At 69.2% G+C, this 21,812-nt stretch carries 23 protein-coding genes and 1 tRNA gene; 13 read left to right on the top strand and 11 right to left on the bottom strand.

Going from position 1 to position 21,812, the window contains the following annotated elements; translation table 11 throughout:
- Positions 1 to 28 precede the first annotated feature (28 nt).
- Positions 29 to 1,261 (bottom strand): GAF domain-containing sensor histidine kinase, encoded by a 1,233-nt coding sequence (locus BW990_RS09950; protein ID WP_076447742.1) that lies wholly within the window; start codon positions 1,259 to 1,261, stop codon positions 29 to 31.
- Positions 1,262 to 1,490: 229 nt separating this feature from the next.
- Here BW990_RS09950 and BW990_RS09955 point away from each other — a divergent pair, with 229 nt between their 5' ends.
- Positions 1,491 to 2,021, top strand: a complete 531-nt coding sequence (locus BW990_RS09955; protein WP_076447745.1) for a DUF3833 domain-containing protein — start codon at positions 1,491 to 1,493, stop codon at positions 2,019 to 2,021.
- A 73-nt stretch (positions 2,022 to 2,094) separates the two neighbouring features.
- Here the strand turns inward: BW990_RS09955 and BW990_RS09960 are convergent, their stop codons facing one another.
- The gene (locus tag BW990_RS09960) at positions 2,095 to 3,000 is read right to left on the bottom strand and encodes a LysR family transcriptional regulator (RefSeq protein ID WP_076447748.1); all 906 of its coding nucleotides are present in this window, start codon (positions 2,998 to 3,000) and stop codon (positions 2,095 to 2,097) included.
- 198 nt (positions 3,001 to 3,198) lie between these two features.
- On the opposite strand from BW990_RS09960, the gene BW990_RS09965 reads away from it, so the two are divergent.
- The gene (locus BW990_RS09965) at positions 3,199 to 3,648 is read left to right on the top strand and encodes a DUF4399 domain-containing protein (RefSeq protein ID WP_076447750.1); all 450 of its coding nucleotides are present in this window, start codon (positions 3,199 to 3,201) and stop codon (positions 3,646 to 3,648) included.
- 84 nt (positions 3,649 to 3,732) lie between these two features.
- Here BW990_RS09965 and BW990_RS09970 read toward each other — a convergent pair whose 3' ends face one another.
- On the bottom strand, positions 3,733 to 4,293 hold the full coding sequence (locus tag BW990_RS09970; protein WP_076447752.1) for a DJ-1/PfpI/YhbO family deglycase/protease: 561 nt from the start codon (positions 4,291 to 4,293) through the stop codon (positions 3,733 to 3,735).
- Between the two features lie 160 nt (positions 4,294 to 4,453).
- On the opposite strand from BW990_RS09970, the gene rnhA reads away from it, so the two are divergent.
- Together rnhA and BW990_RS09980 are read left to right on the top strand one after the other, a co-directional pair.
- Entirely contained in the window at positions 4,454 to 4,912 is a 459-nt protein-coding gene (gene rnhA / locus BW990_RS09975; protein ID WP_076447990.1) for a ribonuclease HI, read from the top strand.
- Positions 4,909 to 5,556 carry a trimeric intracellular cation channel family protein gene (locus tag BW990_RS09980; protein WP_076447754.1) on the top strand — a complete coding sequence of 216 codons (648 nt, stop codon included), beginning with the start codon at positions 4,909 to 4,911 and terminating at the stop codon, positions 5,554 to 5,556. The genes rnhA and BW990_RS09980 overlap by 4 nt, the downstream gene beginning before the upstream one ends.
- A gap of 6 nt (positions 5,557 to 5,562) precedes the next feature.
- Here the strand turns inward: BW990_RS09980 and BW990_RS09985 are convergent, their stop codons facing one another.
- Genes BW990_RS09985 through BW990_RS09995 form a run of 3 tightly spaced genes read right to left on the bottom strand, consistent with a single transcriptional unit; the run spans position 5,563 to position 9,851 of the window.
- Positions 5,563 to 6,429, bottom strand: coding sequence for an FAD:protein FMN transferase (locus BW990_RS09985; protein WP_076447756.1), 867 nt, complete (start codon positions 6,427 to 6,429; stop codon positions 5,563 to 5,565).
- Positions 6,426 to 8,537: a 4Fe-4S binding protein gene (locus tag BW990_RS09990; protein ID WP_076447991.1), complete on the bottom strand. Its 2,112-nt coding sequence runs from the start codon at positions 8,535 to 8,537 to the stop codon at positions 6,426 to 6,428. The genes BW990_RS09985 and BW990_RS09990 overlap by 4 nt, the downstream gene beginning before the upstream one ends.
- 60 nt (positions 8,538 to 8,597) lie before the next feature.
- Positions 8,598 to 9,851, bottom strand: coding sequence for an RsmB/NOP family class I SAM-dependent RNA methyltransferase (locus BW990_RS09995; RefSeq protein ID WP_076447759.1), 1,254 nt, complete (start codon positions 9,849 to 9,851; stop codon positions 8,598 to 8,600).
- A gap of 65 nt (positions 9,852 to 9,916) precedes the next feature.
- Here BW990_RS09995 and BW990_RS10000 point away from each other — a divergent pair, with 65 nt between their 5' ends.
- Complete coding sequence (locus tag BW990_RS10000) at positions 9,917 to 10,099, top strand: DUF1674 domain-containing protein (protein ID WP_076447762.1); 183 nt, start codon at positions 9,917 to 9,919, stop codon at positions 10,097 to 10,099.
- Positions 10,100 to 10,198: 99 nt separating this feature from the next.
- Here BW990_RS10000 and BW990_RS10005 read toward each other — a convergent pair whose 3' ends face one another.
- Complete coding sequence (locus BW990_RS10005) at positions 10,199 to 10,555, bottom strand: dihydrodipicolinate reductase (RefSeq protein ID WP_076447764.1); 357 nt, start codon at positions 10,553 to 10,555, stop codon at positions 10,199 to 10,201.
- Positions 10,556 to 10,652: 97 nt separating this feature from the next.
- The gene (gene dapB, locus BW990_RS10010) at positions 10,653 to 11,465 is read right to left on the bottom strand and encodes a 4-hydroxy-tetrahydrodipicolinate reductase (protein ID WP_076447767.1); all 813 of its coding nucleotides are present in this window, start codon (positions 11,463 to 11,465) and stop codon (positions 10,653 to 10,655) included.
- An 84-nt stretch (positions 11,466 to 11,549) separates the two neighbouring features.
- Between dapB and rbfA the strand changes: the two genes are divergently transcribed.
- From rbfA to lpxK, 6 genes are all read left to right on the top strand, one after another.
- On the top strand, positions 11,550 to 11,948 hold the full coding sequence (gene rbfA / locus BW990_RS10015) for a 30S ribosome-binding factor RbfA (RefSeq protein ID WP_076447769.1): 399 nt from the start codon (positions 11,550 to 11,552) through the stop codon (positions 11,946 to 11,948).
- Positions 11,949 to 11,952: 4 nt separating this feature from the next.
- Positions 11,953 to 12,702: a phosphodiester glycosidase family protein gene (locus BW990_RS10020; RefSeq protein ID WP_076447772.1), complete on the top strand. Its 750-nt coding sequence runs from the start codon at positions 11,953 to 11,955 to the stop codon at positions 12,700 to 12,702.
- A gap of 67 nt (positions 12,703 to 12,769) precedes the next feature.
- Complete coding sequence (locus BW990_RS10025; RefSeq protein WP_076447775.1) at positions 12,770 to 14,116, top strand: TldD/PmbA family protein; 1,347 nt, start codon at positions 12,770 to 12,772, stop codon at positions 14,114 to 14,116.
- Positions 14,103 to 14,897 carry an inositol monophosphatase family protein gene (locus BW990_RS10030; RefSeq protein ID WP_076447778.1) on the top strand — a complete coding sequence of 265 codons (795 nt, stop codon included), beginning with the start codon at positions 14,103 to 14,105 and terminating at the stop codon, positions 14,895 to 14,897. Before BW990_RS10025 ends, BW990_RS10030 begins: the two co-directional genes overlap by 14 nt.
- 209 nt (positions 14,898 to 15,106) lie before the next feature.
- Positions 15,107 to 16,366 (top strand): 3-deoxy-D-manno-octulosonic acid transferase, encoded by a 1,260-nt coding sequence (locus BW990_RS10035; RefSeq protein WP_159441623.1) that lies wholly within the window; start codon positions 15,107 to 15,109, stop codon positions 16,364 to 16,366.
- Positions 16,366 to 17,361 carry a tetraacyldisaccharide 4'-kinase gene (gene lpxK, locus BW990_RS10040; RefSeq protein WP_076447784.1) on the top strand — a complete coding sequence of 332 codons (996 nt, stop codon included), beginning with the start codon at positions 16,366 to 16,368 and terminating at the stop codon, positions 17,359 to 17,361. Before BW990_RS10035 ends, lpxK begins: the two co-directional genes overlap by 1 nt.
- Positions 17,362 to 17,385: 24 nt before the next feature.
- Here the strand turns inward: lpxK and BW990_RS10045 are convergent, their stop codons facing one another.
- Positions 17,386 to 18,249 (bottom strand): N-formylglutamate amidohydrolase, encoded by an 864-nt coding sequence (locus BW990_RS10045; RefSeq protein WP_076447787.1) that lies wholly within the window; start codon positions 18,247 to 18,249, stop codon positions 17,386 to 17,388.
- 160 nt (positions 18,250 to 18,409) lie between these two features.
- On the opposite strand from BW990_RS10045, the gene BW990_RS10050 reads away from it, so the two are divergent.
- Together BW990_RS10050 and ykgO are read left to right on the top strand one after the other, a co-directional pair.
- Positions 18,410 to 18,484, top strand: a tRNA-Val gene (locus BW990_RS10050).
- A gap of 84 nt (positions 18,485 to 18,568) precedes the next feature.
- Entirely contained in the window at positions 18,569 to 18,694 is a 126-nt protein-coding gene (gene ykgO, locus BW990_RS10055; RefSeq protein WP_005850168.1) for a type B 50S ribosomal protein L36, read from the top strand.
- Between the two features lie 94 nt (positions 18,695 to 18,788).
- Here ykgO and BW990_RS10060 read toward each other — a convergent pair whose 3' ends face one another.
- Positions 18,789 to 20,459, bottom strand: coding sequence for a peptidoglycan-binding domain-containing protein (locus BW990_RS10060; protein WP_076447790.1), 1,671 nt, complete (start codon positions 20,457 to 20,459; stop codon positions 18,789 to 18,791).
- A 34-nt stretch (positions 20,460 to 20,493) separates the two neighbouring features.
- Complete coding sequence (locus tag BW990_RS10065; RefSeq protein ID WP_076447793.1) at positions 20,494 to 21,705, bottom strand: phenylacetate--CoA ligase family protein; 1,212 nt, start codon at positions 21,703 to 21,705, stop codon at positions 20,494 to 20,496.
- Positions 21,706 to 21,812: the final 107 nt, after the last annotated feature.

Below are 21,812 nucleotides of genomic sequence, written 5' to 3' on the forward strand. Positions count from 1 at the left end.
AGGTTGAGGCTCATGCTGCCGCCGCGGCTCACTCCGCGGCGATCACACCTTGCTGTCGCGCCGCCTCGAGCCGCCAATGCGGCAGACGGATGCGCGCGACCGTATGGGTGGCGTCCGCGTCGATTTCGAACGCGCCGCCATGCAGTTCCACGAGCTTGCGGGTCAGGGGCAGGCCAAGGCCAAGCCCGCCGCGAGCATCGCGCCGGTCGATGGCCGTGCCCACCACGAAGGGTTTGTACAGCTCCGCCAGGTCCACCTCCGGCGCCAGCGTGCCGTTGTCGCGGACGATGATCTCGAGGTTGCCCTCCGCATCCTGCGCGGTCTCCAGCACCATGTCCGACCCGCCATGCACGATCGCGTTCAGCGACAGCGCCGCCAGCGCCAGCTTGAGCTGATCCGGATCGGCCTGCACCGGGCCGTCATATCCCAGATGTCCCAGCGATATTCGCCGGTCGGCGCCCTCGGCGGTCGGGACATGCATCGCGACCACGTCTTCGACAAGCGCGCGCAGCGCAACCGGGCGGTCGTTCAGGCGCAATTCACCAGTCTGGGCGTCCGAGAAGGTGATGACCGCATCGATCAGCTTGGCAAGGTTCTCCGAGGCCCGGATCGCCGCGTCCGCAAGCCGCGCCTCGAGCGGGCCGTCGATGCGCGCGTGCAGCATCCGCAGGCTGCCCAGCGCCACGGTCAGAGGCGTGCGCAATTCGTGGCTGATGAGATTGAAGAAACCGGCCTGGCTGATATCGGGCTCTTGCGGCGCCTTGGCCAGCGGCGCGGCCTCGAGGGCGGCGACGACGGCGCGCCCGAGCGCCCGCAACGTCGCAAGCTGCGCCTCGTCCGGCATCTCGTGCGGCTTGAGGTCGAGCGCGCAGAGGCTGCCGAAACGGTACCCGCTCGACAGAACCAGCGGCGCGCCTGCGTAGAAGCGCGCGCCGGGGCTGCCCGGCACGACCATCGGATGGTTCCGGAACCGCGGGTCCTTCGTCATGTCCGGCACCACCATCACGTTGTCGGACATGATCGCGTAGGTGCAGAAGCTCTGCGCCTTCGGCATCGTCGGCAGGTCCATGCCCACCACGGACTTGTACCATTGTTCCTCGCCCTCGATCACCGAGATATGCGCCAAGGGGCAGTCGAAAAGCACCCGCACCGCCTCGCAGATCGCGTCGAAGACCGGATCGTTGCCGGGCGTCAGCCCGGGCACGGCGCGCAGCGCGGCCAGACGCTCTTGCTCGTTGAAGGGGATCGGATAGCTGCGCATGGGTCGCCTCGCCTCGGTTCGGAACAGTGCTGAAATGCAGTGCTAAAGGGACTTTTTGGCCAATCTGTGACCCTCGCCTGTTTGCCGCATGCCATGCCTTCTCAGGGTGAAGGGAACGGTGTGAAGCGCGCGCCCGGACTGCGTGCCTGTGGCGCGCGGCGCGCACCGCCATGGAAAGCGCCGCCCCGCGCGCCATCTATCCCGCGAAGACAGGCGAAAGGATGGACGGATGGCACGATGGGTTCTGGCGATGGCGGCCGCGGCGATGCTGGCGGGATGCGCGGGGCGTCCGTCACTCGATGCCGAGAAACTCTCGGACCGCGATCTCGATCTTGAGCGGTTCTTCGCGGGCGAGACCCGGGCCTATGGCCAGTTCCAGGATGTCCTCGGCAATGTCAGCCGGCGCTTCACCGTGGATATCGACGGGCGCTGGGACGGGCAGACACTGCGGCTCGTGGAGGATTTCGTCTACGAGGACGGCAGCACCGAGCAACGCATCTGGACGCTGGAGAAGACCGGCGCGGAGACCTGGCGCGGCACGGCCCCCGGGGTGATCGGCACAGCGCGCGGCACCGAGGCGGGCGATACGTTCAACTGGGGCTACACGATCGACCTGCCGCTCGGGGACGGCACGACGACGCGGGTCACCTTCGACGACTGGATGTGGCTACTCTCCGACGACCGGCTGCTGAACAAGGCCTACATGTCGAAATACGGCCTGCCCGTGGGTGAGGTCACGATCTTCTTCGAGAAACCCTGACGCGGGCCATGAAAAAGGCCCGGACGCCGCGGAGCGTCCAGGCCAGGTATTGCCTCGGAACAGGCAGGGGAACTTACCAGTCGGTCGCGCCGGTATCGGCGAATTGATGGACCAGGAAATCGATGAAGGCGCGCACCTTAGGCTGGGTGAACCGGCCCGGCGGATAGACCGCGTAGATGCCCTGCGTCTCGGCGGGCAGGTCCGGAATGGCGTCCTCGACCAGACCCGAGGCCATCGCGTCGCCGTACAGGAAGGACGGCAGGTAGGCGATGCCGAGGCCCGCGATACAGGCATTCAGCAGCGACTGGCCGTCGTTGACCGACAACCAGCCCGCGGTGCGCACCTGGCGCTTCTCGCCCGAAGGCGCGGTCACCTTCCAGACATTGCCCGAGGATTGGTTGGAATAATGCAGAAGCTTGTGCTCGTTCAGATCGTCGATCCGGGCCGGGCGGCCGAACTTCTGGAAATACCCCGGCGAGGCGATCATCCGCTTCTGGCATTCCGCCAGCTTGCGGGCCCGCAGCGTCGAGTCCTCCAGCTCGCCGATGCGGATGGCCATGTCGAAGCCTTCCGAGATCAGCTCCACGTAACGGTTGTTCAGCACCATGTTCACGGTGATGTCCGGGAATTCCGCCAGGAAATCGCCCAGCACCGGCGAGAGGTGGTTCACCCCGAAATCCGTCGCCACCGAAATGCGCAGAAGCCCCGAGGGCGCCGATTGCATCGAGGTGACGAGCGCATCCGCCTCGCCCGCATCGTTCAGAACGCGGCGCGCCCGGTCGTAATAGGCCAGTCCGATCTCCGTCGGACTGACCCGCCGGGTCGTTCGGTTCAACAGCCGTGCGCCCAATCGCGCCTCCAGCGAGGAGACGTGTTTCGACACAGCGGATTTGGAAATACCCATCTTCTTGGCGGCATCGGTGAAGCCCCCCTGATCCACCACTGTGGCGAACGCCTCCATCTCGGTCAGCCGATCCATTAGGCCGCTCCTTCGCGTCATTCGTCGTCGGCGATCTGTATCGTTGGAGATCTGGGCACAATCGCGGCGCGCGGCGGACAATTGGAAGGTAATTGCGGGTTGCGTTCGCGATTCGGAAACGCGGCAAAGGCGACAGGCGGCGGGGGCGTGCTATACTTATGGGTGTGCCGTCAGGGCACCGATTATGGGAGAAAATCGATGTTTTCACGTCTCACAACGGCAACCTGCCTCGCCTTCAGCCTGCTTGCCGCGCCGGTCATTGCGCAGGAGGCCACGCCCGCGCCGGAAGGGGCGGAGCTCTATTTCATCAGCCTCGAGGACGGCGCCACCGTGTCGTCGCCGGTGACGGTCCGCTTCGGTCTGTCGGGCATGGGCGTCGCACCGGCCGGAACCGAACGCGAAGCGACGGGCCACCACCACGTTCTGGTGAACCGCGCCCCCTTCGGCGAGGCCGAGGGCGATGACGAAGCGATGATGAACGGGCTGCCCGCGGACGACAATCACCGCCATTTCGGCGGCGGTCAGACGCAGACCACGCTTGAGCTGGCACCGGGCGCGCATACCCTGCAGCTGGTGCTGGGCGACGCGATGCACCGTCCGCACGACCCGGTCGTGGCCTCTGATCAGATCACCATCACCGTCGAATAGGCCCACGCGAAAACGCCGCCGCCGGGTTTGGTCCGGCGGCGGCGCTCTTTTCAATGTATCAGTTCAAACGACGGAAGACGTCGATCAGGCGGCGTCGCGGTCCTGCGTTCCCGCTTCGACGGCATCCACGATTTTCGCGACGAAAGCGTCAAGATCGCCGGGATTGCGGCTGGTGATGATGCCGGCATCCGCAACGACGGTCTCGTCCACCCACTCCGCGCCGGCGTTCATCACATCGGTCTTGATCGACGGATAGGAGGTCGCCTTGCGGCCCTTCAGGATATCGGCCTCGACCAGAAGCCACGGCGCGTGGCAGATCGCGGCGACCGGCTTGCCCGCCTTGTGGAACGTGCGGATCGTGTCGATCACGTCCTGTTCAACGCGCAGAAGATCGGGATTGATCTGACCACCCGGCAGCACGAGCGCATCGTATTCGGCCGGATCGATCTCGGACAGCTTGGCGTCTGCCTCGGCCTCGCGGCCCCAATCGTCGGTGTCCCAGCCCATGATGGACTGACCGTCGAGCGTGGCGACATGAACCGTGGCGCCGTGATCGCGCAAGGTGTCGCGCGGCACTTCAAGCTCGGATTGCTCGAAGCCGTTGGTGGAGATGATAAGGATCTTCGCGGTGCTGATCGTCGGCATGTGAGGGCCTCCTTTCGAAATCTGGTGCGGGCCTTCACCCGCTTCATAGGACAAACGAAGAGGCGGGCCGCACGGTTCCGGAAAGATGTGCGGAAGTTACGCTTTCATGCGCGGACAATCGCCTCTTGACGGCGCGCGCGCCCTTGGCGACACCCGCCCCATGCCAGATTTATACGCCTTCACCGACGGAGCCTGCTCCGGCAATCCGGGCCCCGGGGGATGGGGCGCGCTGTTGCAGGCGCGCGACGGCGCGGCGGTGGTGAAGGAACGCGAGCTTTCGGGCGGCGAGGCCACGACCACCAACAACCGGATGGAGCTTCTGGCGGCGATCCATGCGCTGGAAAGCCTGTCGCGACCGTCGGAGATCACCATCGTGACCGACAGCGCCTATGTGAAAAACGGCGTGACGGGCTGGATCCACGGCTGGAAGAAGAACGGCTGGAAGACCGCCGCGAAAAAGCCGGTGAAGAATGCCGAGCTGTGGCAGCGCCTCGATGCCGCGCAGGCCCGGCACGACGTGACGTGGAAATGGGTCAAGGGCCATGCGGGCCATCCCGAGAACGAACGCGCGGACGAGTTGGCCCGCGCGGGCATGGCCCCGTTCAAGCCGTCGAAATGACCCTCTTCACGCTTCTCGATTACGCCGCGGTCCTCGTCTTCGCGGCCACCGGCGCGCTCAGCGCCTCGCGGGCGCAGCTCGACGTGGTGGGCTTCATCTTCCTCGCCTGTCTGACCGGCGTCGGCGGCGGCACGGTGCGGGACCTGCTGCTCGACCGGAACCCGGTCTTCTGGATCGCCGATCCGAATTACCTCGCCGTGGCGGGCCTGACCGCGCTTGTGGTCTTCTTCACCGCGCACCGGCTGGAAAGCCGCCTCGTCGCCCTGCGCTGGCTCGACAGCGCGGCGCTGGGCGTGGCGGCGGCGGCGGGTTCGGGCATCGCCGTCTCGCTGGGGCTGCCCGCGCCGATGGTGCTGGTCATGGGCATGGTCACCGCCTGTCTCGGCGGCCTCATGCGCGACGTGGTCACCAACGATGTGCCCGTGGTGCTGAGCCAGGGCGAGCTTTACGTGACCTGCGCGCTGGCCGGATCGCTGACCACGCTGGGCTGCGCCTGGCTGGGGCTTGGCGACCTGATCGCGGCGATGGCCTGCATCGCGGTGACCTTCGGGCTGCGCGCGGGCACGCTGCTTCTGGGCTGGAACCTGCCCACCTACAAGAGCACGCCGCCCCGCGAGCAGACCCCGCCCGACGAGACACGCTAGGCCGGATCAGAGTGTGCGCAGATCGCCGTCGGCGGTCACGCAGGTGATCCGGGTCAGGCCCGCCCGCGCCTTCAGCGCCTGCAAGGCCGCGACGTCCATGAACACCCCCGCCGTGGAGAGCGCATCCGCCAGTGTCGCGCGCGGCGCCTCGATGCTGATCGTGGACCAGAGCGGCGCGGCACCGGTGGACGACAGGATATGCCCGCCGCTTGCCAGTTGCATGGCCCCGGGGCTCGACGTGGCGACCGCCCCGTCGCGCAGGCTGCGGTGACCCATAAGGCCCGCCGCCGGGTCCGCCAGGCCCAGCCGGAACGGCCCGCCCAGCGCCTGATGCTCGCCGATATCGACCAGCGCCTCGGTCGCGCCACGCGCCGCCAGGTGATCGCGCACGAGATCGGTGGCATAGCCCTGCGCGATGCCGTTGAAGGTCAGCGCCTGGCCGGGGGCAAGCGTGATCGCGTCGCCCAGCGTGACGCGCCTCCAGCCCACCAAGGCCCGCGCCGCCGCCGCATCGCCGCCCGTGGCCAGGGCCTGCCATAGGGGCTGGACGCTCGGGTCGAAGAGCCCGCCGGTGGCCGTATGCGCGCGGTCCGCTTCGCGGGCGAGGTCGCGGAACATCGCGCTCGGGCTAAGCCGCCCGGTGCGGTTCAGCCGCGAGACCTCGCTGTCCGTCCGGTAGATCGAGAAAGCGGCCTCGACCCGCGCGAGGATCGCCGGAATATCCTCGAGCGCCGCCGTCACCTCGGCCCGGGGGCCTCGCAGCGTCACCGACACCTCCGCCCCCAGCGCCTGGCCCGACCATGTTGCGGCGTGGCCCCAGCGCGGCGCGCAGGCGAAGGCCGCCGTCAGGGTGAGGAACCGCCGCCGCCTCATTCGGCGGGCACCTGGTTCGGATGACCGGTAACCCGCGGGGCACGCTTGGCGCTGCGGTTCTGCAGGACCAGCGGCACGCAGGTTTCGGCATCGTCGTGGATCGTCACGCAGTCGAGGCACTGGAAACATTCGGAATAATCGATCCGACCGGATTTCTCGATCGCCCCGTAGGCGCATTTCACCCGGCAGAGCTGACAGGGCGAACCGCATTCCGCGCGGCGCGGGATCCAGCGGCGCAGACGCAGCGCCCCGCCGATGGCCATGAGCGCGCCCAGCGGGCAGACATAGCGGCAGAAGCCCTTGAACAGCACCATGCCGAGAAACACCCAGAACAGCGCATAGGCGGCGTAGTACCATTCGCGCAGGAAGAAGGTGGTGATCGCGGTCTTGAACGGCTCCACCTCGGCGGCCTTGTCCATCGCGGAGGGGATGGTGAGGATGACCGCCACAAGCGCCGCCAGCACCGCGTACTTGATCCATTTGAGCCACCGGTCCCACCGCGCCGGCACGTCGATCTGCGGGATGCGCAGGAGGCGCCCCACATGATGGGCGAATTCCTGCAGCGCGCCGAACGGGCACAGCCAGCCGCAGAACAGCCCCCGCCCCCAGAGCACGAAGCCGAGGATGGTCACCGCCCAGATCAACAGCGAAAACGGATCGTAAAGAAGGAACGCATAGGAGCCCCCGGCCAGCGCCGTCTGCAGCGCGGCCAGCGGCGTGACGATGGACAATTGTCCCTGCCCCCACCAACCGACGAAGCCCAGAACCACGGCCAAAACGCCCAGCCGAACGGGCGTGAAGGCGGCCAGCCCCGCGAGCCAGGATTGCGCGAAGAGAAGGCTGGGCACCATGACGCCCAAAAGCGCGGCCAGCACGACCAGATCGCCCTGCCGGTTGCGGATCGCCTCCTGCCAGGGCGCCAGCCGTTCGATCTGGCCGGGGCGGGTGAAGAACCGCTCGGGCGTGGCGTGGCTCAGGGCCAGCGTGGCCGATCCGATTTCGGGCTGGAACATGCCGTGCTCGCGTACCGCCTGCACCTTCAGCGTCCATTCGGCGGCCGGATCGAAGCCCAGACGCCGGTCGGTCCGCAGGATCAGCGCCGCGCCGTCATGCAGCGCTTCGGGCACATCCTCCGCGAGCCCCACGAAGAGGTCCGCATCGCGGAGGGCAACGGGAAGGCCGCCCTGCTCCGCCGACAGCCAGTCCGGCGAGGTGTTGCGCACGAAATCCTCGGAGACGAGGCCGTGCCGCGCGGTTTCCACCACGAGGATCGGCTCGTCGAAATCGGAGATTTCCATGAAGCGCTGCAATTCCTCGAAGGTGTCGTCGTCCAGCACCGCCCGCGCGATGGCGGGCGGGCCCAGATCCACGACCCAGAGATCGAGATAGGTCTCGTCGGGGTAATCGCTGGCCTCGGGGTCGTCATCGGCCCAGACGGTGCCCGCGAATTCCGCGTCGATCTCGGCATTGGTGACGCGCTTATGCGCCACGAGCCCCTGATCGACCAGCGCCTGCCAGTCGAGGTCTTCCATGTGATCGGGGTTCGGATGCGCAGGCGGACCCGATGCGATCCCCTGCATCTTCTCGCGCGCCACGGCCAGCGTTGCGGCCAGCACCGATTCGTGCGCGATCCGCACGCTCGCCGTCGCCTTGGTCACCCCGTCGAGATAGACCAGCGATCCGCCTGCCGTCGCGCCGCCGTAAGGCGTGCCGACGACCATGCTTTCGGAAATGGAATGGCCTTCATATTGCTCGAAGAAGGCATGGAACGGCGCCTGTCCCAGCCCCGAGACGAAGATCGGCTCGTTGTGGTCGAGCAGCCGGACCGAGATGAAGCGCCCCTCGAGGTCGAGCACCACCAACACGTTGATCGGCGCCCCGGAAAAGCCGGGCAGCGGGGCCAGCGGCAGCGTTTCGAAGACGTAGCCCGCATGCTGGCCGCCCGAGTTCAGCAGCTCGTAGACGCCGTCCTCGCTGATCTGTTCGCCGAGGCTCATGGGCGCGATGATCTTCTCGGCGAGACGCGCGCGATCGGAGGGCTCGGCCGAGGCCGAGACCGCGCAGACAAGCCATAGACAGGCGGCAAGAAGGGCGCGTAATCCTCGCATGATGCCGAAGCCTATGGGCAAGCCGTCCGCGCCCAAATGCGACCTTGGTGCGGGGAGAGATCAGGTTTTCGCGAGGCAGGCCATGTAGAAGCCGTCCATGCCGCCGCGCTCGGCCCAGAAATCCGGCCGCAGGCGCAGGCCGCCTTTGGAGCTGCGCCACGCCGCGTCGATCCAGGGCGCCTCCAGCGGGATGACCGAGAGGCCGGGATGACGGGCAAGCGCCTCGTCGATCTGGACCTCGCCCTCGTCGGGGATCAGCGAGCAGGTGCAGAACATCAGCCGCCCGCCGGGCGCCAGCAGCGTCAGCGCATGATCGAGCATCCGCGCCTGCAACTCGATGAGTTCCGAGATGCCCTCGCCGGTGCGGGCATGGGGCAGGTCGGGGTGGCGCCGGATCGTGCCGGTGGCCGAACAGGGCGCATCGAGCAGCACCACGTCGTAAGGCCCGCCCTCGTGCAGGAGCGCGTCGCCCTGCACCAGCCGCGCCTCGAGCTTCGTGCGGTCGAGGTTTTCCTGCACCCGCGCGAGCCGCGCCGCCGACAGATCGAGCGCGGTCACCTCCGCCCCCGCGGCGGCGAGCTGCATCGTCTTGCCCCCGGGGGCGGCGCAGAGATCGAGCGCGCGCTTGCCCGCGAGGTCGCCCAACAGGCGCACGGGCAGCGCCGCGGCGGCGTCCTGCACCCAGAACGCGCCCGCGTCGTAACCCGGCAGCGCCGACACCTGGTGCCGCCCGTCGAGCCGCACGCTGCCCGTGGGCAGAAGCGTGCCGCCCAGCCTGTCGGCCAGGGCCGCGGCAGCGCCTCGCGCCGTCAGATCGAGCGGCGCGCCCGCCTGGTGCGCCACCTCCATGCCGCGCACCGCATCGCGCCCCCACGCCTCCAGGAGCGGGCCACGCAGCCAATCGGGCAGACGTGCGGGCGGCAAATCGCCCCAGGCGGCGGGCGCTTCGTCGGCCATCTTGCGCAGAACCGCGTTGATGAGCCCCTTCAGCGCGCGGGTGCGCTTGTGGCCCTCGGCGATGCCGACGCAGGCATTCACCACCCCGTGCGCCGCGCCGCCCATGGCCAGCTCCACCGTGCCGAGCCGCAGGATGTTCTGCCCGCGCAGCGGCGGCGCTTTCTTGAGGTGGCCGGACAAGAGCCGGTCGGCGCGCCCCAGATGGCGCAGCACGTCCCCGGCGAGCCGCTGGGCCGCGGCGCGATCCTCGGGCGCGAGGCGGGTGAACCTTTCGCTGCCGGTCAGCTCGCTCAGAAGCCGCCCCTCGCCCAGAACACCGTCGAGAAGGTCCACGCTTGCGCGCCGCGCCTGATCCATCTTGTCCGCCTTGTACCGCTTCCGTCGCGGCGTATATCAATCGCAACGAACCGGAGGAACAGCGAATGAGCGACGAGACACGCGATCTGCCGCCCGCCGCGCAACGCGCCTTGGCCGAGGCCGCGGAACGGCGCAAGAAGGCCGAGGCGGAACAGGCGGACATGCCGGTCGAACTCGGCGGCCGCGACGGGCCGGAACCGGTGCGCTACGGCGACTGGGAGAAGAAGGGTCTCGCGATCGACTTCTGATCGTGGTCCTCCGTCTGTCGCCCATTCGAACGCAAAAGGCCGACCCGCCCGCGGATCGGCCTGTTCAGACGAGGTCTGAATTGTGTCGACGCCCCGGCTTCAGCGTAGCGTGAACCCGGCGGAGCGTCCCTGCCCCCGGTCCGAGGTGAAGATCACCCGGTTGCCGTCGCGTGTCACCAGCTGGCAATTGTATCCCAAGGGATCACCGCCCCATTCCAGGTCGCGGCAAAAAAAGCCGTCCTGCCAGGTCCAGTTTCCCGTCACGTCCCAGGCCGCGCCGGTCCCGGAAATCGCACCGTTCGGGGCGACCTGCAGATCGACCAAGGGGCGGGTCAGCCGCTTGCCCTGCACGAGCTCGACGAATTCCTGCTTGCTCCCGATCCGCTCCGCCGAGGCATGGCCCGCGGCGGGGACGATCATGGCGGCACAGAGGCCCAGTATCACCGCAATGCGCATCTTCTCATCTCCACATCTGGCTACGAGGGGAGAGATAGCGGTTTTGGCAATAAGACAAGTTGGCCTGACGCGCGTGTGAAAGCCTGAAACACAGGCCTCAGTTCAGGCCGAGCACGTCCAGCATGTCGTAGAACCCCGCGGGCCGCTCCAACCCCCATGCGGCGGCCTTCAGCGCGCCCCGGGCAAAGAGCGCCCGGTCGGAGGCCACGTGCCGCAGCACGACCCGCTCTCCGGGCCCCGCGAAGATCACGTCATGCTCGCCGACTATGTCGCCGCCGCGAATGGCCGAGAAGCCGATATCGCCACGCGTCCTGGCGCCAGTGATCCCGTCGCGGCCCCGGTCGGACACGTCGCCCAGCGCCACGCCCCGGCCCACCGCCGCGGCCTCGCCCAGCATCAGCGCGGTGCCCGACGGCGCGTCGACCTTGCGGTTGTGATGCGCCTCCACGATCTCGATGTCGAAATCCGCATCCAGCGCCTCGGCGACCTTGCGGGTCAGCACGGTCAGCAGGTTCACGCCGAGCGACATGTTGCCGGCGCGGATCTGCACCGCACCCTCTGAGGCCGCCTCGAGCGCTGCGATCTGGTCGTCGGTGAAGCCCGTTGTGCCGATCACGTGAACGAGGCCGCGCGCCGCCGCGAGCGCGCCGAAGGCGATGGTCGCTTCGGGCGCGGTGAAGTCGATCACCACCGCGGCCCCGGCGAAGGCTTCGTCCGCGTCATCGCTCACGATAACGCCGGTTTCGGCGCCCCCCATGGCCAGGCCCAGATCGCGCCCGACCCAGTCATGGCCCGCCCGCTCGATCGCGCCCGCCAGCCGCAGCTTGTCCGAGGCCGCGATCTCCTGCACCAGCATCCGGCCCATCCGGCCCGACACGCCCGTCACAACCACACCCGGCAAATCGCTCATCTCGTCGCTCCCGCTTCGCTTGGCGGTTCCTTAGCGTGCCTGCGCCGCCTTGGCAAAGCGGGGGCGAAGGCGTATCTGCCCTGCATGGCCAAACGATCCTTTCATGACGGACCCGGACCCAGCCAGCGTCAGCTGCGCGTGGGTGAATTGGTGCGCCGCACGCTGTCCGACGTGCTGATGCGCGGCGATATCCACGACCCCGAACTGCAAAGCATGTCGATCACCGTGGGTGAGGTGCGCGTCTCGCCCGACCTCAAGGTGGCGACCGTCTACGTGGTGCCACTGGGCGGCAAGGGGCAGGACGTCGTGGTGAAGCTGCTCGCGCGCAATGCGGGTGAGCTGCGCCGGGCCGTCTCGAAGAACCTGACGCTGAAATTCGCACCCGAGCTGCGCTTTCGCCTCGACGAGACCTTCGACAAGCTCGACGAGACCCGGCGCCTGTTCTCCCAGGACGACGTGCAGCGCGACCTGGACGACGACTAGGCCGATGCGCTGGCCCGCCCTCCTGTTTCCGATGCTCTTCGGTGCCCTGCCCGGGCCCGCCGATGCGGAGGCGGTGGCCTGCGAGCAGATCACCCATGACGGCCAGCCCTACACGATCTGCCGGGTCGATGCGGCGCAGGACCTGCGGCTGTTTCTCTACAACGAGGCGGGCGAGCCCTTCGGCCAGTTCGGCCAGGTCGACCAGGCGCTGAATGCCAAGGGGGCGCGGCTGGCCTTCGCCATGAATGCGGGCATGTACCATGCCGACCGCGCGCCGGTGGGCCATTACGTCGAGGACGGCGAAGAGCTGCGCGGCGTGATCGCCTCTGCCGGGCCGGGCAATTTCGGGCTGCTGCCGAACGGCATATTCTGCATCGGCGCGGACCGCGCGGACGTGATCGAGACGCGCCGCTATCTCGATGCGCCGCCCGAATGCCGCTACGCGACCCAGTCGGGTCCGATGCTGGTGATCGACGGCGCGCTGCATCCGCGCTTTCTCGTGGACAGCGACAGCCGGTATGTGCGCAACGGCGTCGGCACCTCCGAGGATGGTCAGCAGATCGTCTTCGCGATCTCGGAGACGCCGGTGACCTTCCACGAATTCGGGCGGCTCTTCCGCGACAGGCTCGCGCTGCCGCAGGCGCTGTTTCTCGACGGCAATATATCGCGGCTTTATGCGCCGGGGCTGAACCGCGCCGATTTCGGGCGGCCGATGGGGCCCATTGTCGGCGTCGTGGTGCCTGCGGCGGAATAGGCCCAGACCTTGCGCAGAGCCGAGGCTCGGCCTACCTCTGCGCAACCCTCACTGACCCGGAGACCCGATGGCCCACGATCTTGCCCAGCTGACGGAACAGCTTCTCGACGCGGCGCGGCGCGCCGGTGCCGACACCGCCGACGCGATGGCGGTCGACGGCACCTCGCTGTCGGTCGACGTGCGCGGCGGCACGCTCGAGCAGGCGGAACGGTCGGAAGCGGTGGAGATCGGGCTGCGGGTGCTGCTGGGGCAGCGCTCCGCGACGGTGTCGGCCTCGGACGTGCGGGCCGAGACCATGGCGGAGATGGCCGAACGCGCCGTCGCCATGGCCCGCGAAGCGCCGGAGGATCCCTATATCGGCCTCGCCGAGCCCGGTGCGCTGGCCCGGGACTGGGACATCGACGCGCTGGAACTCAGCGATCCGTCGGCCGAACCCGACCCCGCCATGCTGGAGGAGGATGCGCGCCGCGCCGAAGCCGCAGCGCTGGCGGTGGACGGCATCACCCGGATCGATTCCGCCTCGACGGGCTACGGCGCGACCCGCGTGCACCTAGCGGCCACCAACGGCTTTTCGGGCGGATATCGGCGCACCCAGCGGTCCAATTCCTGCGTCGCCATCGCCGGCGAGGGCACCGGGATGGAGCGCGATTACGACGGCGACGGGCGCATCTTCCAATCCGACCTGCGCAGCCCGGAAGAGATCGGGCGCAGCGCGGGCGAACGCACGATGGCGCGGATGAACCCGCGCCGTCCGAAGACCGGCGCCTATCCCGTCCTTTTCGACGAACGCATCTCGTCCTCGCTGATCGGCCATCTTCTGGCGGCGGCCTCGGGTCTCTCGGTCTCGCGCGGGGCGTCCTGGCTGCGCGACGGGCTCGGCCGCGACGTCCTGCCCGCGGGCCTGTCGCTGACGGAAGATCCGCACCGCCCGCGGGCGATGTCCTCGCGTCCCTTCGACGCCGAGGGGCTGCCGACCCGGCCACGGGCCATCGTCGAGGCGGGGGTGCTGAAATCCTACACGCTGGATCTCGCCTGCGCGCGCAAGCTCGACCTCGCGCCGACGGCCAATGCGGCGCGGTCGGTGGCCTCGGGGCCCTCGCCCTCGGTGTGGAACGTGGCGCTGACGCAGGGCACGCAGAGCCGCGACGACCTGATCGCCGAGATGGGCACGGGGCTGATCGTGACCTCGATGATCGGTGCCACGATCAATCCCAATACCGGCGATTACTCGCGCGGTGCGGCGGGCCTCTGGGTCGAGAACGGCGCGATCGCCTACCCGGTGTCGGGCGTGACCATCGCCGGGTCGCTGCCCGACTTCCTGCGCCGCATGACACCCGCGAACGATGCGCGACCGTGGCTCACGCGCGTGGTGCCGTCGCTTCTGGTCGAGGGGCTGACCCTTGCCGGAGACTGATCTGGAGCTTCTTCTGCGCGCCGCGGAGCGCGCCGCCGAAACCGCCACGCGGTTCATCGGAGGGCCGCTCGGCACCCGCGAGAAGGCCGACGGCCAGGGTCCGGTGACCGCCGCCGATATCGCCGTGAACGACGTGCTCGAGGACATCCTGCGCAGCGCGCGGCCGGGCTATGGCTGGCTCTCGGAGGAAAGCGACCACGATCCGCTGCGGCTCAGCTCGCCCGCGACCTTCATCGTCGATCCCATCGACGGCACCCGCAGCTTCATCGACGGGGCGGATACCTGGGCGCATTCGCTGGCCGTGTCCGAGAACGGACAGATCACCGCCGCGGTGGTGTTCCTGCCCATGCGCGACAAGCTTTACGAGGCCGCGAAGGGCACCGGCGCACGGCTGAACGGCCAGCCCATCGCACCGAGCGCCCGGTCCGAGATCGTCGGCGCCGAGGTGCTGGCCACGAAGCCCAATATCGATCCCCGCCACTGGCCGGACGGGCCGCCCGCCTTCCGCCGGTCGCACCGTCCGTCTCTGGCCTACCGGATGTGCCTGGTCGCGGACGGCTCCTTCGACGCGATGCTGACCTTCCGCGACGCCTGGGAATGGGATGTCGCGGCGGGCGCGCTGATCCTCGCCGAGGCCGGCGCGCAGGTCAGCGATCGCGCCGGCGGGGAGTTGCGCTTCAACACCGAACGGGCCAAGACCGACGGCATCGTCGCGGGCGGGCCGCGCATCTGGCAGGGCACGATGCGCGCCCTCGGGCACCCGGTGCGCGCGGCCGGCTGAGGCGAGCGCCGAGGCGCTGCGACTTGCATTCCGGAGGCCCGCGCGCGACATCGGATGAAGCACCGCGCAGGCTCAAGCCGCGCCAGCCGAGGAGACCCGTCGCATCGCCCATCCGTCCGCATCCCGCCGGCCCTCCGCGTCACGCCGCCCCCGCGCAGGCGACGATGGCACCGCTTGCGCCGCCCCCGGGGCACCGGGCCGGGTCGGCCATGCCCGTGCGGATCGCCGGACAGGCCGAACGGGGCGCTAGCGCCATGGCCCGCCGCCCGCTTGCCCTGTCGGCCTATCTCGCCATGTCCCGGGCGCCCGAGACGCGCGACCGCCGTCCCGACTGGCCGGAGCGTCCGCGGGGCTGGCTCCTGTGGCTCCATGCGCAGACTGCCGCCGACATGGCCGCGCTCTGGGCGCTCGCGCAGAGGACGCTGCAGCAGCATCCCGACCTGTCCATCCTCTGGACCGGACACACGCCGGAAGCCGCGCGCCACAGCGCCGCCCTGCCCGAGGATTCGCTGCCCGCCGCGGCCGCGTTCCTGGCCCATTGGCAGCCCAACCTCATGATCTGGACCGGCCATGAACTGCGACCAGCGCTGCTCGAGGCGGCGCATGAGGCGCAATTGCCCTGCCTGATGATCAACGCCGACGAGGCGGCCTTCACCACCCCCGCCCCGCGCTGGATGCCCGACACGACACCGGCGGCCCTGTCCCGGTTCGACACCATCTTCTGCGTGTCGCGGGAGGCGGAGCGGAAGCTGCGGCGGCAGGGCGTCACGGAGGCGCAACTGGTGCGCGCCGCGACGCTCGGCGCTGGGGCGCCGCCGCTCGATTGCCCACCGGAGCTGCACGAAGACGTGGCCGCAGCGGTCGGCGGGCGTCCGATCTGGCTGGCCGCGCGCCTGCCCTCGGTCGAGATGCGGACGATCTTTGACGCACATGTGGCCGCAGGACGGCTAGCGCCGCGCCTGCTGCTCGTCGTCGTGCCTGCCACGAGCGCGGATGCCGATGCCGCCTGGGCCGCGGCGGACGAAACCGATCTCAGGACCTGTTTCTGGGATGCGGGCGACATGCCCGACGATCTGACCCAGGTTATCCTCTGCGAAAGCCCCGCTGAGCTGGGCCTTTGGTACCGGGTGGCGCCGCTGGCCTATCTCGGTGGGTCGCTGGCCGCCGGGCAGGGCGACACCGATCCGCTGGAGGCGGCGGCGCTCGGCTCGGCCATCCTTTACGGCCCGAATGTCGGACGGCACCTCGCGACCTATTCGCGGCTCGTTGAGGCGGGCGCGGCGCGCATCGTGCGCGACGCCGATTCGCTTGGCTCCGCCGTCCTGCAGGTGATCGCGCCCGACCGGGCCGCGGCCATGGCGCATGCTGGCTGGGAGGTCGTCACCGCGAGTGCCGAAACCGAAGATCGGGTGATCGCGCGCATCTCCGACCTGCTCGACCGCCGGTCCGCGCGCAAGGAGGTCCGCTGATGCGCCCGCCCGCCTTCTGGAACCGACCGCCCGACGCGCCCGGGGCGATGGCGCGGCTGCTGTCACCGCTTTCGGCGCTGACCGCGGCCCTCACGGCCCGGCGCGTGGCCCGGCCCGGTCTGCGGCTTTCCGTGCCGGTCATCTGCGTGGGCAACCTCAATGCCGGCGGCACCGGCAAGACCCCGACCGTCATGGCGCTTCTGGAGCGGCTGGGCGCGCGGGGCGTTCCGGCGCATGTGGTCTCGCGCGGGTATGGCGGGACCGAGGCCGGACCGCTGCGCGTCGATCCCCGCCGCCACACCGCACACGAGGTGGGCGACGAGCCGCTTCTGCTGGCGGCCTTCGGTCCGGTCTGGGTGGCGCGGGATCGCGCCGCGGGGGCCGAGGCGGCCATGGCCGAGGGCGCCGAGGCGATCCTGCTCGATGACGGCTTTCAGAATCCCGCGCTGGAAAAGGACCTGAGCCTCGTGGTCGTCGATGCGCTGCGCGGCTTCGGAAACGGGCGCTGCCTGCCCGCCGGTCCGCTGCGCGAACCCGTGAGCGCCGGACTGGCCCGCGCCGATCTGGTGCTGTCGATCGGACCGCCGCCCGCGCAGGAGGCGCTTTCGACCGCGTGGCCCGCGCTGACCCGCCTACCCCGCGCCGAGGCGGAGCTGGCGCCGCTGCAGACCGGCATGGCATGGGAGGGTCTGCGCGCGCTGGCCTTCGCGGGCATCGGCTACCCCGAGAAATTCTTCGCCACCCTGCGCGATCTCGGCGTGGAAATCGTCCGCGCGCAAGCGCTGGAGGACCACCAGGCACTCTCACCCGCGCTTCTCGCCCGGCTCGAGGCGGAAGCGGCGGCGACGGGCGCGCAGCTCGTCACCACCGAAAAGGACGCCGTGCGCCTGCCGGACGCATTTCGCATGAAGGTGCTGACGTTGCCTGTCCGGCTCAGATTCGCGGATGCCACGATGCTCGATGCCGCGCTCGACCGGCTCTTCGGGGCAGATTGAGGCCCGGATCGGGCGCCCGGGCGATTATTCCGCCGCGAGCGGCGGCGCGTTTTCGGCGCGCAGGGTGGCGATCTCGGCAATGACGCCGCGCAGGAGCTTTCGGAAGGCGTGGAAATTCGCGTTCGGGCGGATTTCGCGTTCATCCATGTAGATCGCGCGGTCGATCTCGATCTGGATCGCATGCTGATGCCGCGACGGCCGCCCGTAATGCTGTGCGATATAGGCGCCCGCGAAGGGCGTGTTGCGCACCACGACGAGCCCCGCGGCACAGAAGGCCGCCTCGATCCGGTCGACAAGCGCCGGATCGGCCGAGGCGCCGAAACGGTCGCCCAGCACGATCTCGGGGCGCACGCCGCCCGAGCGCGCGGCACCCTCGGCGGCTTCATGCGGCATCGAATGGCAATCGATCAGCACTGCGTGCCCGAATCCCATCTTCGCCTCGTCGAGCAGCTGCTGCAGACGGCTATGATAGGGCCGCCAATAGCCGTCGAGACGCCGCTCGGCCTCCGCCAGGGGCAGCTTTCCGCGATAGATCGAGCGGCCATTGGCCACCACGCGCGGCACGACGCCGAGGCCCGAGGCTACCCGGGGATTGTGCCCGACGCGGCGCACCCCCTCGATCAGGGCCGGGTCCATCTCGTCGGATGCACGGTTGAGGTCGACGAAGGCGCGCGGCGCGCCGGCCTTGAGGAAGGGCGCCCCGAAATCCGGCGCGCAGTCGAAAAGCCGGTCGACATAGGCATCCTCGGAGGACCGGATCGCATGCTGGTCCAGCACCGTGTGGCGCAGGAACGACCACGGGTAGTCGCGCCCCGAATGCGGGGAGGCGAAGACCACCGGAGAGGAGAGCGTCTCCGGTCGATAGAGGTGATAGGCCGATTTGGGCATGCCTGCTCCTTGCCGATGCGCAGAAGATAGCGCGAATTTTTCTAACTCCAAAAGCCCTTGATCTCGTCTGCACGACCTTTTAAAGACCCTCCACCGGTGCGGGGTCCTCCGCGCCCCATTTCGTTATGGGGTGCATCGCAAGAGGGCCGCAAGGCGGGATGGGCGGTTAGCTCAGCGGTAGAGCACTACGTTGACATCGTAGGGGTCACTGGTTCGATCCCAGTACCGCCCACCATCGAATTCACCGCCTCGGGGCCTATGTCCGGGGTGAACTGACACCCAAAGGCGCGCTTGGCGCCGCGATATGAGGAGAAGGCCGATGAAAGTCCGGAATTCGCTCCGCTCGCTCAAGAACCGCCACCGCGATTGCCGCGTTGTGCGCCGCAAGGGCCGAGTTTACGTCATCAACAAGACCCAGCGTCGCTTCAAGGCCCGCCAGGGCTGATCCGCCTGGATCGTTGATGTGAAAAGGCCGCCCCTAGGGGCGGCCTTTTTCGTGTTCGCATGTCCGCATGGCATCCCGTAGGGGGTGCTGCGCCTTAGCGGCGCAGCGAATCAGCCAAGAGGCGCACCACGGTCACCTGATCGAGATAGCCCGTCACCGTCAGCCCACGCGATTGCTGATAGCGCCGGATCGCGCGTCGGGTATCGGCATCGAACGTGCCGTCGACCCGCCCCGGATCGAGACCGAGCGCTTCGAGGCGCACCTCCGCAAGCCGTCTTGCGATGGGCGACAGGTTCAGCGCCGCCTCCTGCGCCTGGGATTGCGCCTCGGCCTGCCGCTCCGCCGCGGGGCGTGACAATTCCGACAGCCGCCGCTGGGCTTCGGCGGCGAAGGCGCCATCCGGGTAGTTCGACTGGTAGCGCCGGTAGGCGGCTTCCGTCCCTTCCGCCTCGGCGGCGTCCCAGGCGGCACGGTCCTGTGCGGCGGCGGCCTCGCGCGCTTCGGCCTCGATCTCCGCCAGTGCAGATTCGGCCTCCGCCGCGAAATCGCCGTCCGGATACCGCTCGAGATAGGCGCGCAGATCGGCCTCGGCCCCCGAGGCGCCGGTCTCGTTCCAATAGGCGCGATCCTCCCGCGCGCGTTCCTCTTCGCGCCGCTCGGCCTCGCGTTCCAGGGCCTCGGCCCGTTCGGCGGCCTGGCGGTCCAGCCGTGCCACCTGGTTCCCGCTCAAAAAGCCCGTGGCGACGATGCCGGTATCGCGCTGCCATTCGGTGATCGCGCTGCGCGTGCCTGGCCCGAAGATGCCGTCGATGCCGCGGGTGTTGTATTCCAGAAGCGTCAGGTCGCGCTGGATCTCGGCGCGCGCCTCGCGGTCGAGTTGCAGGGCCTCCTCGGTCTCGCGCGCCTCGCGGTCGGGATCGGCGGCGATGGCGGCGATCCGGTCGCGCGCCTCGGCGGCATTGGGCCCGGCGGGGAAGGCCGCGAGATAGAGCGCGTAGGCTTCGCGGCTGTCCTCGGTCTGCGCCTCCCGCCAGAGCCGGGCTTCGGCCTCCGCATCGAAGGTCGGGGTGGCGGGCGCCTCCTCGGCCGGCGCCTCTTCGGCGGGCGGCGCGATCGGCGCGGCGAGGAAGGCGAAGGCCTCGGGCGCGTAGCCCGCCACCGAGAGGTCCGCCTGTCGCGCGAGCGACAGAAGCGTGCGCGCGGGCACCGGCAGGTCGCGGACGATCAGCCGCGTCGCGGGACCGGTGGCGCCGTGGATCGCCGTCACGCCCTGCGGCAGGCGCAGATCGCCGATCCCGGGGCTGAGAAACCGCATCTCCGGCGCCTCCTCCTCCGATGACGCCAGCACGAGCAGCGCCCGTCCGGGATAGGCTTCGAGCACCGCCAGCACAGGCGCCAGCGGCAGGGCATCGCGGAACACGGTGCCCGCATCGTCCACGTCGGCGTCGGGCGGCAGCAGGTAGGTTTCCGTCGCGCTGTGCAGGAAGCGACCGGAGAGCAGCACGGCTACGCCGTCGGTCTCCGCATCAAGCGTGGCGAGGAACCGCGACAGGCCCTCGGCCATCTCGCCGGCATCCGCGCCGCGCAGGGCCAGTACGTCCGCACCGGCCTCCTGCAGGGGCACCACGGCACCGGCGATGCCCTCGTCGCCGCGCAGCCGGTCGAGGACCGAGGGCGCGCTGTTTTCGATCAGCAGGATGGCCGGATCGGCCAGCGCGGTACTGCCCCATAGGCAGGCAGCCAGAAAAGGTCCAAGGCGGGTCATCGTCGTCCTTTCTCCGCACCGGGAACAGGCGGGATCAATCGTAGGTTCTGGTGTCTTCGATCACGATGCCGTCGCGCGGCAGCGTGCCGGGGCTCACGATCTCGATCGCGGCCTTGAGCTTGAGGATATCGGCGGCGCTGGCCTCGAACGGGCCCGTTTCGGAGGCCGTCGTCTCGACGCGCAGAATCATCACGTCCCGCTCGTCCTCGCGTGCGGCCACGACGCGGGCGCGGCCGATTTCGGGATGGCGGGCGACGAATTCCGCGACCTGTTCGGGGCGCACGAACATGCCCTTGATCTTGGTGGTCTGGTCGGCCCGGCCCATCCAGCCCTTGATCCGCATGTTGGTCCGCCCGCAGGGGCTGTGCCCCGGCATCACCGCCGAGAGGTCGCCGGTGGCAAAGCGGATGAGCGGGTAATCGGCGTTGAGCGTGGTGACCACCACTTCGCCCACCTCGCCCTCGGGCACCGGGTCGCCGGTGCCGGGCGTGACGATCTCGACGATCACGCCCTCGTCGACGATCATGCCCTCCATCGCGTCGCTTTCGTAGGCGATGAGGCCCAGATCGGCGGTGGCGTAGCATTGCAGGCAGGCAATGCCGCGCGCGGCGTAGAACTCGCGCAGCGACGGGAACAGCGCGCCACCCGACACCGCCGCCTTGGAAAAGGACAGCGTGACGCCCATCTCGTCGGCCTTCTCGAGGATGACCTTCAGAAAGTCGGGCGTGCCCGCATAGGCCGTGCTGCCCACATCGGCGGCGGCCCGCACCTGCAATTCGGTCTGGCCGGTCCCGGCGGGCAGGACGGTCGCGCCGATGGCCCGCGCGCCGCTTTCGAACATCATCCCCGCAGGCGTCAGGTGATAGCCGAAGCAATTCTGGATGATGTCGCCATTATGCAGACCGGCGGCACGCAGGAAGCGGCCCAGGCGGAACCAGTCGCCGTCGATGTGACCGGGCTCGTAGATCGGCCCGGGACTTTGGAAGACGTGGCTGAACGATCCGAGCGGCCCGGCCAGCGCGCCGAAGGGCGGGGCCTCGGATTGCGCGGCGACGAGGTCGGACTTCCGCAGCACGGGCAAATGCCCGAGCGACGCCCGGTTGGTAATGGCCGAGACATCGACATCGCGTAAATACGCGAAGCCCTCGAGGGCCTGCGCGCGCGCCACCTGATGCGGCAAGGCGTCGGCGAGATCGCGGTCGCGCTCGTCGGCACTTCGGGTTTCAAGCGAATCGGGCTCGGTCATTGCGGGTCTCCTCCTGCGATCTGCGCAGAACGGCGCAGGTCATTCCATATCGAGGGGGACGCTATCAGATATCCGCCACGACGCGACCCCGGCGGGTCGGCATCAGC

This window comes from Roseivivax lentus (assembly GCF_900156805.1).
Classification (GTDB): Bacteria; Pseudomonadota; Alphaproteobacteria; order Rhodobacterales; family Rhodobacteraceae; genus Roseivivax; species Roseivivax lentus.

Coding starts and splice junctions, on each gene's coding strand:
- BW990_RS10035 (WP_159441623.1), top strand. CDS start 15,107: ATGCCCGTGCGGATCGCCGGACAGGCCGAACGGGGCGCTAGCGCCATG.
- BW990_RS10005 (WP_076447764.1), bottom strand. CDS start 10,555: ATGCGCATTGCGGTGATACTGGGCCTCTGTGCCGCCATGATCGTCCCC.
- BW990_RS09970 (WP_076447752.1), bottom strand. CDS start 4,293: ATGCCGACGATCAGCACCGCGAAGATCCTTATCATCTCCACCAACGGC.
- BW990_RS09955 (WP_076447745.1), top strand. CDS start 1,491: ATGGCACGATGGGTTCTGGCGATGGCGGCCGCGGCGATGCTGGCGGGA.
- BW990_RS10025 (WP_076447775.1), top strand. CDS start 12,770: ATGGCCCACGATCTTGCCCAGCTGACGGAACAGCTTCTCGACGCGGCG.
- ykgO (WP_005850168.1), top strand. CDS start 18,569: ATGAAAGTCCGGAATTCGCTCCGCTCGCTCAAGAACCGCCACCGCGAT.
- BW990_RS09965 (WP_076447750.1), top strand. CDS start 3,199: ATGTTTTCACGTCTCACAACGGCAACCTGCCTCGCCTTCAGCCTGCTT.
- rnhA (WP_076447990.1), top strand. CDS start 4,454: ATGCCAGATTTATACGCCTTCACCGACGGAGCCTGCTCCGGCAATCCG.
- BW990_RS09985 (WP_076447756.1), bottom strand. CDS start 6,429: ATGAGGCGGCGGCGGTTCCTCACCCTGACGGCGGCCTTCGCCTGCGCG.
- BW990_RS09990 (WP_076447991.1), bottom strand. CDS start 8,537: ATGCGAGGATTACGCGCCCTTCTTGCCGCCTGTCTATGGCTTGTCTGC.
- BW990_RS09995 (WP_076447759.1), bottom strand. CDS start 9,851: ATGGATCAGGCGCGGCGCGCAAGCGTGGACCTTCTCGACGGTGTTCTG.
- BW990_RS10045 (WP_076447787.1), bottom strand. CDS start 18,249: ATGCCCAAATCGGCCTATCACCTCTATCGACCGGAGACGCTCTCCTCT.
- BW990_RS09950 (WP_076447742.1), bottom strand. CDS start 1,261: ATGCGCAGCTATCCGATCCCCTTCAACGAGCAAGAGCGTCTGGCCGCG.
- lpxK (WP_076447784.1), top strand. CDS start 16,366: ATGCGCCCGCCCGCCTTCTGGAACCGACCGCCCGACGCGCCCGGGGCG.
- BW990_RS09980 (WP_076447754.1), top strand. CDS start 4,909: ATGACCCTCTTCACGCTTCTCGATTACGCCGCGGTCCTCGTCTTCGCG.
- BW990_RS10065 (WP_076447793.1), bottom strand. CDS start 21,705: ATGACCGAGCCCGATTCGCTTGAAACCCGAAGTGCCGACGAGCGCGAC.
- rbfA (WP_076447769.1), top strand. CDS start 11,550: ATGGCCAAACGATCCTTTCATGACGGACCCGGACCCAGCCAGCGTCAG.
- dapB (WP_076447767.1), bottom strand. CDS start 11,465: ATGAGCGATTTGCCGGGTGTGGTTGTGACGGGCGTGTCGGGCCGGATG.
- BW990_RS10020 (WP_076447772.1), top strand. CDS start 11,953: ATGCGCTGGCCCGCCCTCCTGTTTCCGATGCTCTTCGGTGCCCTGCCC.
- BW990_RS10060 (WP_076447790.1), bottom strand. CDS start 20,459: ATGACCCGCCTTGGACCTTTTCTGGCTGCCTGCCTATGGGGCAGTACC.
- BW990_RS10000 (WP_076447762.1), top strand. CDS start 9,917: ATGAGCGACGAGACACGCGATCTGCCGCCCGCCGCGCAACGCGCCTTG.
- BW990_RS09960 (WP_076447748.1), bottom strand. CDS start 3,000: ATGGATCGGCTGACCGAGATGGAGGCGTTCGCCACAGTGGTGGATCAG.